Source organism: Mesorhizobium sp. AR10, assembly GCF_024746795.1.
Classification (GTDB): Bacteria; Pseudomonadota; Alphaproteobacteria; order Rhizobiales; family Rhizobiaceae; genus Mesorhizobium.
This window is the reverse complement of the sequence record NZ_CP080524.1, coordinates 1590195-1602502: the sequence shown is the minus strand read 5'-3', so window position 1 is coordinate 1602502 and position 12308 is coordinate 1590195. Positions and strand designations below refer to the sequence as shown.

At 62.4% G+C, this 12308-nt stretch carries 17 protein-coding genes; 11 read left to right on the top strand and 6 right to left on the bottom strand.

What is annotated here, in order from left to right; translation table 11 throughout:
• Positions 1 to 15: 15 nt before the first annotated feature.
• From LHFGNBLO_RS11275 to LHFGNBLO_RS11260, 4 genes are all read right to left on the bottom strand, one after another.
• Positions 16 to 567 carry a chloramphenicol phosphotransferase CPT family protein gene (locus tag LHFGNBLO_RS11275; RefSeq protein WP_258606871.1) on the bottom strand — a complete coding sequence of 184 codons (552 nt, stop codon included), beginning with the start codon at positions 565 to 567 and terminating at the stop codon, positions 16 to 18.
• A gap of 26 nt (positions 568 to 593) precedes the next feature.
• A complete protein-coding gene (locus LHFGNBLO_RS11270) occupies positions 594 to 1421 on the bottom strand; it encodes a lytic transglycosylase domain-containing protein (RefSeq protein ID WP_258606869.1) in 828 nt (275 codons plus the stop codon).
• A gap of 175 nt (positions 1422 to 1596) precedes the next feature.
• Complete coding sequence (ispG, locus tag LHFGNBLO_RS11265) at positions 1597 to 2850, bottom strand: flavodoxin-dependent (E)-4-hydroxy-3-methylbut-2-enyl-diphosphate synthase (protein WP_258606867.1); 1254 nt, start codon at positions 2848 to 2850, stop codon at positions 1597 to 1599.
• A 343-nt stretch (positions 2851 to 3193) separates the two neighbouring features.
• Positions 3194 to 3373, bottom strand: a complete 180-nt coding sequence (locus tag LHFGNBLO_RS11260) for a YdcH family protein (protein WP_095487303.1) — start codon at positions 3371 to 3373, stop codon at positions 3194 to 3196.
• A gap of 240 nt (positions 3374 to 3613) precedes the next feature.
• Here LHFGNBLO_RS11260 and LHFGNBLO_RS11255 point away from each other — a divergent pair, with 240 nt between their 5' ends.
• Positions 3614 to 3817, top strand: coding sequence for a YdcH family protein (locus LHFGNBLO_RS11255; RefSeq protein WP_258606863.1), 204 nt, complete (start codon positions 3614 to 3616; stop codon positions 3815 to 3817).
• Positions 3818 to 3853: 36 nt separating this feature from the next.
• Here the strand turns inward: LHFGNBLO_RS11255 and LHFGNBLO_RS11250 are convergent, their stop codons facing one another.
• A complete protein-coding gene (locus LHFGNBLO_RS11250) occupies positions 3854 to 4657 on the bottom strand; it encodes an IclR family transcriptional regulator (RefSeq protein WP_258606861.1) in 804 nt (267 codons plus the stop codon).
• A gap of 123 nt (positions 4658 to 4780) precedes the next feature.
• On the opposite strand from LHFGNBLO_RS11250, the gene LHFGNBLO_RS11245 reads away from it, so the two are divergent.
• The 10 genes from LHFGNBLO_RS11245 to LHFGNBLO_RS11200 all read left to right on the top strand — a co-directional run bounded on the left by LHFGNBLO_RS11245 (position 4781) and on the right by LHFGNBLO_RS11200 (position 11649).
• Positions 4781 to 5662 (top strand): transporter substrate-binding domain-containing protein, encoded by an 882-nt coding sequence (locus LHFGNBLO_RS11245; RefSeq protein ID WP_258606859.1) that lies wholly within the window; start codon positions 4781 to 4783, stop codon positions 5660 to 5662.
• A 70-nt stretch (positions 5663 to 5732) separates the two neighbouring features.
• The gene (locus tag LHFGNBLO_RS11240) at positions 5733 to 6398 is read left to right on the top strand and encodes an amino acid ABC transporter permease (RefSeq protein ID WP_258606857.1); all 666 of its coding nucleotides are present in this window, start codon (positions 5733 to 5735) and stop codon (positions 6396 to 6398) included.
• Position 6399: 1 nt separating this feature from the next.
• The gene (locus LHFGNBLO_RS11235; RefSeq protein WP_258606855.1) at positions 6400 to 6873 is read left to right on the top strand and encodes an ABC transporter permease subunit; all 474 of its coding nucleotides are present in this window, start codon (positions 6400 to 6402) and stop codon (positions 6871 to 6873) included.
• Complete coding sequence (locus tag LHFGNBLO_RS11230; RefSeq protein ID WP_245469342.1) at positions 6836 to 6982, top strand: hypothetical protein; 147 nt, start codon at positions 6836 to 6838, stop codon at positions 6980 to 6982. The genes LHFGNBLO_RS11235 and LHFGNBLO_RS11230 overlap by 38 nt, the downstream gene beginning before the upstream one ends.
• Positions 6983 to 6986: 4 nt before the next feature.
• Entirely contained in the window at positions 6987 to 7775 is a 789-nt protein-coding gene (locus LHFGNBLO_RS11225) for an amino acid ABC transporter ATP-binding protein (protein ID WP_258606851.1), read from the top strand.
• Between the two features lie 37 nt (positions 7776 to 7812).
• Positions 7813 to 8274 (top strand): RidA family protein, encoded by a 462-nt coding sequence (locus LHFGNBLO_RS11220; protein WP_258606849.1) that lies wholly within the window; start codon positions 7813 to 7815, stop codon positions 8272 to 8274.
• A gap of 26 nt (positions 8275 to 8300) precedes the next feature.
• A complete protein-coding gene (locus LHFGNBLO_RS11215; RefSeq protein WP_258606846.1) occupies positions 8301 to 9506 on the top strand; it encodes an aminotransferase class V-fold PLP-dependent enzyme in 1206 nt (401 codons plus the stop codon).
• A 116-nt stretch (positions 9507 to 9622) separates the two neighbouring features.
• Positions 9623 to 9976, top strand: a complete 354-nt coding sequence (locus tag LHFGNBLO_RS11210; protein ID WP_258606844.1) for a cupin domain-containing protein — start codon at positions 9623 to 9625, stop codon at positions 9974 to 9976.
• Positions 9977 to 10078: 102 nt separating this feature from the next.
• Complete coding sequence (gene purE / locus LHFGNBLO_RS11205) at positions 10079 to 10576, top strand: 5-(carboxyamino)imidazole ribonucleotide mutase (protein WP_258606843.1); 498 nt, start codon at positions 10079 to 10081, stop codon at positions 10574 to 10576.
• Complete coding sequence (locus LHFGNBLO_RS11200) at positions 10573 to 11649, top strand: 5-(carboxyamino)imidazole ribonucleotide synthase (RefSeq protein WP_258606837.1); 1077 nt, start codon at positions 10573 to 10575, stop codon at positions 11647 to 11649. Before purE ends, LHFGNBLO_RS11200 begins: the two co-directional genes overlap by 4 nt.
• 8 nt (positions 11650 to 11657) lie before the next feature.
• Here LHFGNBLO_RS11200 and LHFGNBLO_RS11195 read toward each other — a convergent pair whose 3' ends face one another.
• Positions 11658 to 12080, bottom strand: coding sequence for a lysozyme inhibitor LprI family protein (locus tag LHFGNBLO_RS11195; RefSeq protein ID WP_258606835.1), 423 nt, complete (start codon positions 12078 to 12080; stop codon positions 11658 to 11660).
• Between the last annotated feature and the right edge of the window lie 228 nt (positions 12081 to 12308).

Below are 12308 nucleotides of genomic sequence, written 5' to 3'. Positions count from 1 at the left end.
CCAGTCCATGGCCGCCTATAGTCGAAATTCTTGCTGGATGCGACGGGCGCATTCGAGCGGCGTGAGCCGACTGGTGTCGACTTCGAGATCATAGCGGATGCCCTTGTGGACGCGGTCATACTGCCAGCGTGCCAGACCTGGCCGCCTGTCCGCCCGCTGCATTTCGCGGGCCTCGAGGACGTCCAGCGGCGCCAGGATGGCGACCAGGTAGAGATCAAAATCCGACAGCAGCCGCTGATACTCCGGCATCTCGCCATTGCAGAGCACGTCGTCGACAATGAGGCTGTTTCCTTGTCTTGCCATGGCGGCAATGGCGTGCCGCATCCCTTGCAAGGTTCGCCGGCCAACCGGCCCACTCTTGATTGACACCGACGGCTTGCCATCCTCTCTTGTGGTTTCATAGGAAAACCCGTCGGCATGGTCCTGCAAGGCCTCCGGCAGCATCTCGATGAACGCATCCATCTGGACGTGCAGGAACGGCTCGCGCGTCAGCGTTTGCAACGCCCTGGCGATCGAGCTCTTGCCGGCGCTGCCGACGCCATTGAGCAGGACGATTTTGGCAGTCATCTTCAACGCCCGCCCTTCCGAAAGCTCTACCGATTCCGCACCACAATGCAGGCGCCGCCGATGCTCTTCAGTTTCTGGCAAATGACGTTGGCGCGGGCGCGATCGTCGACGCCGATCCGGACCGCATAGATGCCGCGCCGGCCGATCGGCGTGCGCACGCGACTGACGACGGGATCATGACCGCTGAGCATGGCCGGGAACCGGCCTCTCACTCTGATCCATTGATTGATCGCCGCACCGCGACGGAAATTGCCTGCCACCTGGACACCCCACGGCTTCACATTGATCGACGCCATCGCCACGGTCGTCGACATGATGACCGGCAGCTTGCGGCAAGCAACCGCAAAACTCGTTTTCTTGTCGAGCGGCTGAATGGTGCCGGCATAGGCGGTGTCGGTGAACTTGTCGGCCGGCTCGCCCATGATGTCGAAAACATAGCTCTCGGTCTCCATCGGCAGAAAGCCGCCGGAACTCAACCAGCGCGACACCCGGCTCTCGCCGGCATTGTAGGCGGCAGCCGCCAGACCGAGATTGCCAAAGCCGGTTCTCATTTCAGCGAGGTATTTCGCCGAGGCCGGTATCGCCTGGCCGATGTCGAAGGAATTGGCGAGACCGCGCATCTTGGCGGTACCCGGCATGAACTGGGCGATGCCCTCGGCGCCGACCGGGCTGACCGCGTTCGGATCGAAGCGGCTTTCCTTCCAGATCAGCCGGGCGAAGAAATCCTTCGGCAGGCCGTTTTGCTCGGCATGCGCCTCGATCAGGTCGCAGACCCGGCCGATCAATTTTTTCGCGGCCGATTGCGGCGGATCGGCCTGAGCCGCGCTGCTCCACAGAAGCCAGATGGAAACCAAGGAAACAATAAGCGCGAGGACGTGCGCCGGCCTCTGAGGCCATGTTGAAAACCGCTCCGGTGAGCCAGATGATGGTGGCTTCGAGAACCGGCGCGGAGCGGACATGTGGTCCGTGAGCACCGGAAGCGGAGAAGACGCCTTCAGGTGGCCGCCGGAGTGGATTTTCGGCATGGGCTCATTCCGCTGCGGCCTTGCCGTGTTGCCCGAACCGCTGCTCGATATAATCGGCGACCATCTTCTCGAAGTCGGCGGCGATCGACGGGCCACGCAGTGTTGCCGCCTTCTTGCCATCGACGAACACCGGCGCCGTCGGCGTCTCGCCGGTACCGGGCAGCGAAATGCCGATATCGGCGTGCTTGGATTCCCCAGGCCCGTTGACGATGCAGCCCATCACCGCGACCTTGAGGTTCTCGACGCCGGGATATTTTTCACGCCACACCGGCATGTTCTTCCTGAGATCGGCCTGGATGTTCTGCGCGAGTTCCTGGAACACGGTCGATGTCGTGCGGCCGCAACCGGGACAGGCGGCGACGATCGGCACGAACTGCCGGAAGCCCATGGTCTGCAACAGTTCCTGCGACACCCGCACCTCGCGTGTGCGGTCGCCATTCGGCTCCGGCGTCAGCGAGATGCGGATGGTGTCGCCAATACCTTGCTGGAGAAGAATGCCCATCGCGGCGGACGAGGCGACGATGCCTTTCGAACCCATGCCGGCCTCTGTCAGGCCAAGATGCAGCGCGTGGTTGGAGCGCGTGGCAAGCTCGGTATAGACGGCGATCAGGTCCTGTACGCCGCTGACCTTGGCCGAGAGGATGATCTTCTCGCGGCCAAGGCCGATCTCCTCGGCCATCTCCGCCGACAGGATCGCCGACTGCACGATCGCTTCGCGGGTGACTTCCTGTGCGGTCAGCGGAAAGCCTTGCGCCTGGTTGTCGTCCATGAGCCGGGTCAGAAGTTCCTGGTCGAGCGAACCCCAATTGACCCCGATGCGCACCGGCTTGTCGTACTTGATCGCCATCTCGACGATATCAGCAAACTGCCGATCCTTCTTGTCCTTGAAGCCGACATTGCCGGGGTTGATGCGGTATTTGGCCAGCGCCTCGGCACAAGCCGGATGATCTGCCAGCAGCTTGTGGCCGATATAATGGAAATCGCCGACCAACGGCACGTCGATGCCGAGCCTTTGCAAGCGGTCGCGAATGGCCGGCACGGCGGCAGCGCTCTCGTCGCGGTCGACGGTGATGCGCACGATTTCGGAGCCGGCGCGATGCAGCGCCGCAACTTGCGCGACGGTCTGGTCGATATCGGCGGTATCGGTGTTGGTCATCGATTGCACGACGACCGGTGCGCCGCCGCCGACGATCACGCCGCCGACATCGACGCCAACCGAGGTGCGGCGCGGGAAAGGAGAAGAAAAATATCCGGTCATGGCCGGCCGCCTTTATCTCTGAACGCCGTACGTCCACTTGGACGCACAAAGTACGCTCCAACAATCTGAATCCGCGCATCGTACGTTTTCGAAACCCAAGTCCGTTTTCGGGCCGATGCGTCAAGGTTCGGGCATGAGGTGGAGGAGCAAAGATAGCTTGTCAATGGCGACAGGTCGCCACTGGCCGATCAAATCGCTGACAGGCGCGCAACCGCGCCCCTCACCGGGACGCGGTCTGAAGCATCGATTTCGGAAATTTAGTCCCAAAGACAACCACTTCCGGCGACAGCACCTGCCGCCGGCAAGACAATCCGCGCGAAGCGGCTATCTCAGATGTCGAGGGTCAATGTGTCGTCGGTTTCGCTTTCAGTTTTTCAATCTCGTCCTTGAGTGCCAGCTTGCGCCGCTTGAGATTCACGATTTCGAGGTCGTCGACCGATGGATGGTTCATCGCATCATCGATTTCGCGTTCGATGTCGCCGTGTTTCCGCTGCAACTCATCAAGATGGGATGCAAGAGACATGATTGGTTCTCCCTTTCATGGTTTCCTCGATTGCAGCCGCCAAGGCGCGTCCACCGCAGGCTCGCTTCTGTGACGGCATGGTGACAGTCTGCCACCATCCGGCATTGATGTCGAATGCTGCGTGGTAGCATTCCACGACAATGTGAAATGTGATATGGGCTGCGCGCCGGTTGCAAAAAGACGCCGGACCCGCCCAATCAGGCCCATTTTTGGGCGCCGCAGACGTGCAGACGGTAGAGAATGTCCGACCAGGAACAGGCTGATGTCCGCCTCGAATTTTCCCGCCTGAAGCAGGAGCATGCCGATTTCGACGCGGCCATCAATGCGATGATCGCCATGGGCTGCGATCCCCTGCAGATCCAGCGCATGAAGAAGAAGAAGCTTTTCCTGAAGGACCGGCTGATGGCGCTGGAAGACAAGATCATCCCAGACATCATCGCGTGAACGGCATTTTCCCGGCTTGCATCCGAGCAAGGCCGCCTATCCCGCGATCGAGAGCTTTCTTGCGCGTTCACGCAACAGGGTGATGAGCTCGCCGGTCTTCTCCTTTGAGGTGTCGATGGGGACCACCAGGCACATCGTCGCCTCGACCTTGCCTGAGGCCGAAAGCACCGGGGCGGCAAGGCATTTTGTGTAAGCGTCGACAAGGCCCGACGTGACGCAATAGCCGGCCGTCTCGGCGACGGCTATGTCGGCGATGAAGTCGTCCAACTTCAGCTTGCGACCATCCGGCAGCACGAGATCGTCTTTGGACACCATGTCTTCGATCACGGCCCGTTCGAAACCCGCCAGAAGCAGCCGTCCCGAAGCGGTCCAGGGGAGTGGTATCTGCAAACCTGTGGCCGAGCTGATCCGGAACGGCCTTGTGCCCGGACTTGAGTGAACGATCGTGTAGCGGCCGCTTTGCAGCATGCACAATTCGGAGGTCTCACCAGTCTCGCGCGACAGATTGTCGACCTCCTGACGCCCTCTCCTGAGCAGGTCGTTGCCTCGCACATAGTCCATTCCGTAGAGATAGAGCTTCTTGCCGAAGTAGACGCGATTGCCGTCACCGGCCATTTCCAGCAGGCCTGCATCCACCAGCGAGCGCACCAGCGTATAGGTCGTCGAGCGCGGCGCATTCACGCCCTTGGCGAGGTCGCCAATGCCGATCGCGCGCTGGGTCGTGTGCAGAAACTCCAGAATCTGAAGCACCCGGGTGAGGCCCTTCTCGCGGGAGCTCGAAATCTTGTCTTCGTCCGGCACGAGATCCAGACGAGCTGCCAAGGCATTGCCATCTTGCATTTTCGATTCCTGATGTTAGTATCTGTCTTGTATAGGGTACATGTGTCTTTTGTAAGAGACAACTAGCAAAATCAACTGATGCATGTGTCTGCAAAGGGGAACACACACGAAAAGGAGGTCGCAGTGAACGACACATCCAAGAGACGTGATTTTCTGAAACTGGGAATGGCCGGGCTCGCAACCGCTGGCGTGATGAGCGCGGCAACAGCGGTCGATGTTCAGAAGGCGGCTGCCCAGGCGGCACCCGACAGCCTGCTGCGCACCGTTCTCGAGCGCGGCAAGGTGATCGTCGGCACCGGCAGCACCAACGCACCCTGGCACTTCGAAAACGACGCCGGCGAACTCGTCGGCATGGACATCACCATGGGGCGGATTCTCGCCAAGGGACTTTTTGACGATCCGACCAAGGTCGAATTCGTCATGCAGGATCCGGCGCAGCGCATTCCCAATGTGACCACCAACAAGGTCGACATCACCATCCAGTTCATGACCATGAGCGCCCAGCGTTCGCAGCTGATCAACTTCTCCCGACCCTACTACGTCGAAGGCGTCGCTCTGCTGACCCTGCCGACTGCCGAGAACAAGACCTTCGACAAACTGCTTACCGGCGGTGCCGCGACGCGGATTTCCATCCTGCAGAACGTCGATGCCGAAGCGTCTGTTCACATCGTGCTGCCGGAATCGCAGGTGATGCAGATAGACACCCAGGCCAACGTCTTGCAGGCCTTGGAATCGAAGCGCGTCGACGCGGCAGCGGTCGATCTGTCCACGGTACGCTGGCTCGCCTCGCGCAATCCGGACAAGTACTTCGACGCCGGCAAGAGCTGGTTCTCGATGCTTTACGGCGCAGCCCTGCGGCAAGGCGATCTCGACTGGCTGACCTTCGTCAACCAGACTTTCACCATCGCCATGTTCGGCCACGAAACGGCGCTCTACGACGCGGCGTTCAAGGATTACTTCGGGCAGGAGCCGCCGGCACGCCACCCGGGTTTCCCGGTCATCTGATGTAATCAGGCGGAAGGGCGTATCCAGTGCCCTTCCGCCTCCCGACGGCCCTCGGCACTAAGGCGGACGCATGGGCTATGCCCTCAATTTCAACCTGATCTGGCGGCATTTCGACAAGCTCTGGGGCGGGCTGCTGCTCAGCCTCGAACTCGCCGTCATCTCGATCGCCATCGGCATCGTCATCGGGCTGGTTCTGGCGGTCTGGTACGTTTCGGCCGGACGCGTGGTCCGGGGCGTCATTGCCGCCTATGTCGAATTCATCCGCAACGTGCCGCTGATCCTGCTCGTCTACCTCGTCTTTTACGGCCTGCCGACCGTAATCGATGTCGCCTACAGCGCCCAGACCTCGTTCGTCGCGACGCTGTCGCTCTACAGCGGCGCCTATCTGGTCGAGGTGTTTCGCTCAGGGCTGGAAGCGGTGCCGCGCGGCCAGATGGACGCCGGCAAGGCGATTGGCCTGACGCCGTGGCAACGGCTGCTGCATGTGCGCCTGCCGACGATGCTGCGCATAACGCTGCCGGCACTTTCCAACACTTTCATATCGCTGTTCAAGGACACGTCCGTTGCGTCGGTCATCTCGGTGCCCGAACTGACCTACGGCGCCCAATGGATCAACTTCAACACCTTCCGCATCGTCGAGGTCTACCTCGTCGTGACGGCGATGTACCTGTTGACCGGCTACGCGCTGCTTTTTGCGCTTCGGCTTGTCGAACGCCGGTTCAGGGCGGCGCGCTAGCATGCTGACCCAGATCGCTTACGCCTTGCCTTTCCTGGCCCAGGGTTTCGCCTTGACGCTGTGGGTGTCGCTGCTGGTCGTGGTCTTCTCGCTCGTGGCCGGCGTGATGATGGGTGTCGGCCTTGTCTATGGCCCTGCGCCCTTGCGCTGGGTGGTGCGTATCTTCAGCGACACCATCCGCGGCATTCCGATCCTGGTGCTGATCTTCTTCGTCTATTACGGCCTGCCTGCCGTCGGGATCCATCTGGAGTCGTTCTGGGCGGCCGTGCTGGCGCTCACTCTCTTCAAGACGGCGCAGGTCGTCGAATATTTGCGCGGCGCGATCGGCTCGATACCGAAAGGGCAGTCGGAAGCCGCCATGGCGATCGGGCTCACCTTTAGCCACCGATGCGGTCAAGGGCAGCGCGCTGGTCTCGCTGCTTGGCATCACCGACCTGATGCAGGCCATCAATCAGGTCATCGGCCGCACCTATGAGGCGATGCCGCTCTATATCCTCGGCGCGCTCATTTATTTCGCGGTCAACTACGCCCTCTCTCTGGCCAGCAGGCGGCTGGAGCGGCGTTTCTCCTTCATTCGGGAATAGCAAGATGCCCACACCTGCCAACCTCGCACTTCTCGATGTCTCCGATGTGTCCAAGGCCTTCGGTGCCGTCGCAGTGCTGCGCTCCGTCAGCCTGCAGGTGACTCGCGGCGAAGTGGTGACCGTCATCGGGCCTTCCGGCAGCGGCAAGACCACGCTGCTGCGCTGCGTCAACTTCCTCGAAAGCTACGACAAGGGCTCCATCCGCATAGACGGCAAGGAGGTTGGCTACCGCGAGACGGGGGGACGCCAGCGTCGCAGCGAGCGCGACCTGGCCGCGATGCGCGCCGAGACCGGCATGGTGTTCCAGAGCTTCAACCTGTTTCCGCATCTGACGGCGGCCGGCAACATCATGCTCGGCCTGCGCAAGGTGCGCGGCAAGAGCGAAGCCGAGGCGCGCGCCATTGCCGAGCACTGGCTTGGCCGGGTCGGCCTCTCCCACAAGGCCGACAGCCTGCCGGCCGAGCTTTCCGGCGGCCAGCAGCAGCGCGTCGGTATCGCGCGCGCCGTGGCGATGGAGCCAAAGATCCTGCTGCTCGACGAAATAACCTCCGCGCTTGATCCCGAACTCGTCGGCGAGGTGCTCGAAGTCGTGCGCAGCCTGGCCGAAGACGGCATGACGATGCTGATGGTCACGCATGAAATGGCTTTTGCGCGCGACGCCTCGAGCCGCATCGTCTTCATGGCCGATGGCGGCGTCAGCGCGGTTGGCCCGCCTGCCGAGATTCTCGCGGCAGGTTTCGACAACGAACGCCTACGCAGCTTCCTGGCGCGGTTCCGCGCCTCGCATTTCTGACATCGAACAGCGAAAGCTGTTGCAAGGAGCATTTTTTATGACGCCCTACATCCGGCTCGCCAACTTGGGCCTGAAGTTGCCCGAGCCGCCGAGACCCATCGCCAACTTCGTCACTCACGCCGAAAGCGGACGGCTGATCTTCCTGTCCGGCCAGGGGCCATTGCGCGCCGATGGCACGCTCTACACCGGCAAGGTGGGCGACGATGTCACGGTCGAGGAAGCCTATGGCCATGCCCGTCTCACCGGCTTGAACCTGCTCGCTGTCATGCACGCAGCCGCGGGCGACCTCGGCCGCATCGTGCGCATCGTCAAGCTGCTTGGCTTCGTCAATGCTATCCCGACGTTCAGCGACCACCCCAAGGTGGTCAACGGCTGTTCCGATCTTTTTGCCGATGTTTTCGATAATATCGGCGGGCACGCCCGCTCGGCAATCGGCGTCGGCTCCTTGCCGGGCAACATCACGGTCGAAATCGAGGCGGTCGTCGAGATCGCCGCCTGAATTCTTGCCAATAGGAATATCGAGAGATGACGATCTACTCCGCTGACCGCTCCAACACGACAATCCGCGAACGGCTCGGCCTCCGCCCGATCATCAACGTTTCCGGCACGATGACGACGCTCGGCGCCTCGATCATCGTCCCGGAAGCCATACGTGCAATGTCGGACATCGCTTCACAATGGGTGGAGATGGATGATTTGCAGCGCGCTGCCAGCACGATCATCGCGCGCCTCACCGGCGGCGAAGCCGGCTTCATCACCGCTTGCTGCGCCAGCGGCATCACCATGGCGATTGCCGGCACCATGACCGGCACCAACCTTCTCGCCATCGAGCGGCTGCCTGACAACACCGAGAGCCTCAAGTCCGAGGTCATCGTTCAGCTTGGCCATATCGTCAACTACGGCGCACCGATCGACCAGTCGATCCGGCTGGCCGGAGCCAAGACCATACCGGCCGGCACGGTCAGCGTGACGCAGGACTATCACGTGCGCGACGCGATCTGTGAACGCACTGCGGCAGGCCTCTATGTCGTTGCCCATCACACGGTGCAATACGGCATGCTGTCGCTCGAGGAGTTCTGCGAGATCTGCCACGCCAAGGGCGTCCCGGTGATCGTCGACGCCGCCTCGGAATACGATCTGCGCAGCTTTCTCGCACGCGGCGCCGACATCGTCATCTACAGCGGGCACAAATTCCTCTCGGGACCGACAAGCGGCATCGTCACAGGTCGCAAGGATCTGGTGCGGACCGCTTATCTGCAGAACCGTGGCGTCGCACGGGCGATGAAGGTCGGCAAGGAAAGCATCGCCGGCACCATGGCGGCACTCGAGGCATGGGAAAAGCGCGACCATGCCGGCATCCGCCAGCGGGAAGACGTGGCGCTGCATCTTTGGAGAGATACATTGCAGGGCCTGCCCGGCATCGTCGCACACATCATTCCCGATCCGACGGCCAATCCACTCGACCGCCTTCAGGTGTTCGTGGCGCCGGAGAGCAGGTTCACCGCTGCCGGTCTTGCCTCGGCGCTGGCCGCCGGCTCGCCTCCTATCATTGTGCGTAACCACGAGGTCGAGCGCGGCCATTTCTTCCTCGACCCCTGCAATCTTCATCCCGGCGAGGCAGAGATCGTCGCTGAACGCCTGCGGGCCGTGCTGAGCGCGGCTGACCGTCCGACGGATGCCATGAAAGCGGCTCGCAAGGACTCTTCCGGCGCCTTGCGCTGGCCGGATTAGCCGCGGCGGCCGGGTCGCACGCCGGCGCATAGCATCCGTGTTGCCGGCGCCGGGTGCATCAGCTATCTGACCCGGGCAACCAACGCCGCCCGGTAGAGTCCAAACGGAGCCCAATGATGACAGACAAGACCATCCTCAAATTCGGCGCCGTCGACAACGCCGAGGCCGGCGACCTCGCGGGCTGGGTCGTGGTCGAGGGCAAGCCGACCATGAAGACCGCCGTCCAGCACACCACGGCGGACGGCAAGGTGTTGTCCGGAACGTGGCAGGCGACCCCCGGCACATATCACGCCACCTACAGCGACTATGAGTTCGTGCACATGATCGCCGGTCGCATCGTCATCACGCCCGACGGCGGCGCCCCTGTCGAAGTCGGCCCCGGCGATGCCTTCGTGGTGGAAGCCGATTTCAAGGGAACATGGAAGATCATCGAGCCGGTGACCAAGCATTTCGTCGTCAGGGTCGACTGATCCACCGCAGCGCGCGCCTTTGTCTGGACCGCCAGGTGCTTGTTCCTTGCAGCACTGCGCGAATTCCGCTAATGCGCGCCTTTGCCGCCGGGGAGCAAAAGCTTGGACGATAATCGCGCCGACGTCGCCATCATCATGGGCAGCCAGTCCGACTGGGCGACGATGCGCCATGCCGCCGAAACGCTGGAGGCGCTGGGCATCCCGCACCATCGGCTGATCATCTCGGCCCACCGCACCCCCGACCGGCTGTATGACTTCGCCAAGGGTGCCAAGGCGGCCGGCTATAAGGTGATCATTGCCGGGGCCGGCGGCGCCGCGCATTTGCCCGGCATGACGGCGGCGATGACGCCGCTGCCGGTTTTCGGCGTGCCGGTGGAATCGAAGGCGCTGTCCGGAAAGGACTCGCTGCTCTCCATCGTCCAGATGCCGGCCGGCATTCCGGTCGGCACTCTGGCCATCGGCAAGGCCGGTGCCGCCAACGCCGCCCTGCTGGCCGCTGCCGTCCTGGCGCTGAACGACGAAAGACTTGCAGCGCGGCTCGACGCCTGGCGTGCCACACAGACCGCCAAGGTCGCCGCCGAGCCGACGGACGCGCCGTGAGCTTGCCGGCGGGGTCGACCATCGGCATCATTGGCGGCGGCCAGCTCGGCCGCATGCTGGCCATGGCAGCGGCGCGCCTAGGCTACCGCACGGTCGTACTGGAGCCGCAAGCCGACTGTCCGGCCGCACAGCTTGCCAACCGGCAGATAACAGCCGCCTATGACGATACCGCCGCCCTCGCCGAACTGGCTGCGGCCAGCGCCGTCGTCACCTACGAATTCGAAAACGTTCCGGTCGCGGCCGCCAATTCGCTTGCCGCCACGGTCCCGGTCTATCCGCCGGCGCGCGCGCTGGAAGTGGCGCAAGACCGCATGGCGGAGAAGAAATTCCTCAACGGCATCGGCATACCAACCGCCGATTTCTGCCCCGTCGACAATGACGACGAACTGACGGCGGCGCTGAAAAAGTTCGACGGCAGCGGCATATTGAAGACCCGGCGCATGGGCTATGACGGCAAGGGCCAGCGAGTCTTCCGCAACATGGAAGCGGGCGGCTTTGCCGGCACCTGCGAGACGATGGGCAACGTGCCGCTGATCCTCGAATCCTTCGTCGCCTTCGAGCGCGAGATTTCGGTGATCGCGGCGCGTGGGCTGGACGGTTCGCTCGCTGCCTACGATCCAGCCGAGAATGTCCACCGCCACGGCATCCTTCACACCTCGACCCTGCCGGCCGGAATAAAATCCGAGACAGCGGCTGCGGCGCAGGCCGCGGCGGCAAAGATACTTGCAGCACTCGATTATGTCGGCGTCATCGGCGTCGAGTTCTTTGTCCTTGCCGATGGGTCGCTGCTGGCCAATGAAATCGCGCCACGCGTCCACAATTCCGGCCACTGGACGGAAGCCGCCTGCATCGTCTCGCAATTCGAACAGCATATTCGCGCGGTCGCCGGGCTGCCGCTGGGAAATCCCGGCCGCCATTCCAACTGTGTCATGGAAAACCTGATCGGCGACGATATCCTGCGCGTTCCGGCCCTGCTCGCCGAGCCCGATCTGATGCTGCATCTCTACGGCAAGGCCGAGGCGCGCCCTGGCCGCAAGATGGGACATTTCACCCAGACCAGCCGGCGCGGCTGACATTTCCTTTATTGTGGGTCGTCGCCCTCGTCCTCGTCAGGGCTGGCGCAGCTGGCATCGCCTTCCTCGCAGTTTGCACCGGAGGTAAGCTGCTTGATGCGATCATTGGTCAACCGCGTCAGGCATTCCGAAACCTCCATCGGATGGATGGAACCGCCCTCGCTGTCCGCTGTCGAATAGGCGCACTCGGCGTCGCGGAAAATTATCCACGCGCGCTGCGCTGTTTGCAGCAGCTTGTTCGTCTTGTCGTCATTGCGACCGACCAGATCCTTGTAGGCCTTGTTGAGCCTGGCGTCGGCCGCGCCATAGTCGGCACCGGCACAGATGGTCATCATCTGCTGGCTGTCGTCGTTGCGGTCGCAATCGTCCGCATGGGCGGCCGAGGCTGCCGCCAGGACGACGAGAAAGGCGGGCAGAAAAATTCGGCGCATGATGACCTCCAATCGCTTTGCGCATGACCCCGAAAATCTGAAGCGATTTCGGAAAGGGTCATGCGCCAAATCAAAGCTGCAACATCATTCCAGCCGGCCCTTGGCCATGCAAGGATGCGAGGCGCTGATGGCGGATATTTGATGGCGCGGGCCGTTCACATCGTCTATCCGGCATGCTTGCGGTTGACAGGGACAAGGCTCCTCGTTTATGAGCCACGCAAGTTCAAA

Coding starts and splice junctions, on each gene's coding strand:
- LHFGNBLO_RS11275 (WP_258606871.1), bottom strand. CDS start 567: ATGACTGCCAAAATCGTCCTGCTCAATGGCGTCGGCAGCGCCGGCAAG.
- ispG (WP_258606867.1), bottom strand. CDS start 2,850: ATGACCGGATATTTTTCTTCTCCTTTCCCGCGCCGCACCTCGGTTGGC.
- LHFGNBLO_RS11260 (WP_095487303.1), bottom strand. CDS start 3,373: ATGTCTCTTGCATCCCATCTTGATGAGTTGCAGCGGAAACACGGCGAC.
- LHFGNBLO_RS11255 (WP_258606863.1), top strand. CDS start 3,614: ATGTCCGACCAGGAACAGGCTGATGTCCGCCTCGAATTTTCCCGCCTG.
- LHFGNBLO_RS11250 (WP_258606861.1), bottom strand. CDS start 4,657: ATGCAAGATGGCAATGCCTTGGCAGCTCGTCTGGATCTCGTGCCGGAC.
- LHFGNBLO_RS11240 (WP_258606857.1), top strand. CDS start 5,733: ATGGGCTATGCCCTCAATTTCAACCTGATCTGGCGGCATTTCGACAAG.
- LHFGNBLO_RS11235 (WP_258606855.1), top strand. CDS start 6,400: ATGCTGACCCAGATCGCTTACGCCTTGCCTTTCCTGGCCCAGGGTTTC.
- LHFGNBLO_RS11230 (WP_245469342.1), top strand. CDS start 6,836: ATGCAGGCCATCAATCAGGTCATCGGCCGCACCTATGAGGCGATGCCG.
- LHFGNBLO_RS11225 (WP_258606851.1), top strand. CDS start 6,987: ATGCCCACACCTGCCAACCTCGCACTTCTCGATGTCTCCGATGTGTCC.
- LHFGNBLO_RS11220 (WP_258606849.1), top strand. CDS start 7,813: ATGACGCCCTACATCCGGCTCGCCAACTTGGGCCTGAAGTTGCCCGAG.
- LHFGNBLO_RS11215 (WP_258606846.1), top strand. CDS start 8,301: ATGACGATCTACTCCGCTGACCGCTCCAACACGACAATCCGCGAACGG.
- LHFGNBLO_RS11210 (WP_258606844.1), top strand. CDS start 9,623: ATGACAGACAAGACCATCCTCAAATTCGGCGCCGTCGACAACGCCGAG.
- LHFGNBLO_RS11195 (WP_258606835.1), bottom strand. CDS start 12,080: ATGCGCCGAATTTTTCTGCCCGCCTTTCTCGTCGTCCTGGCGGCAGCC.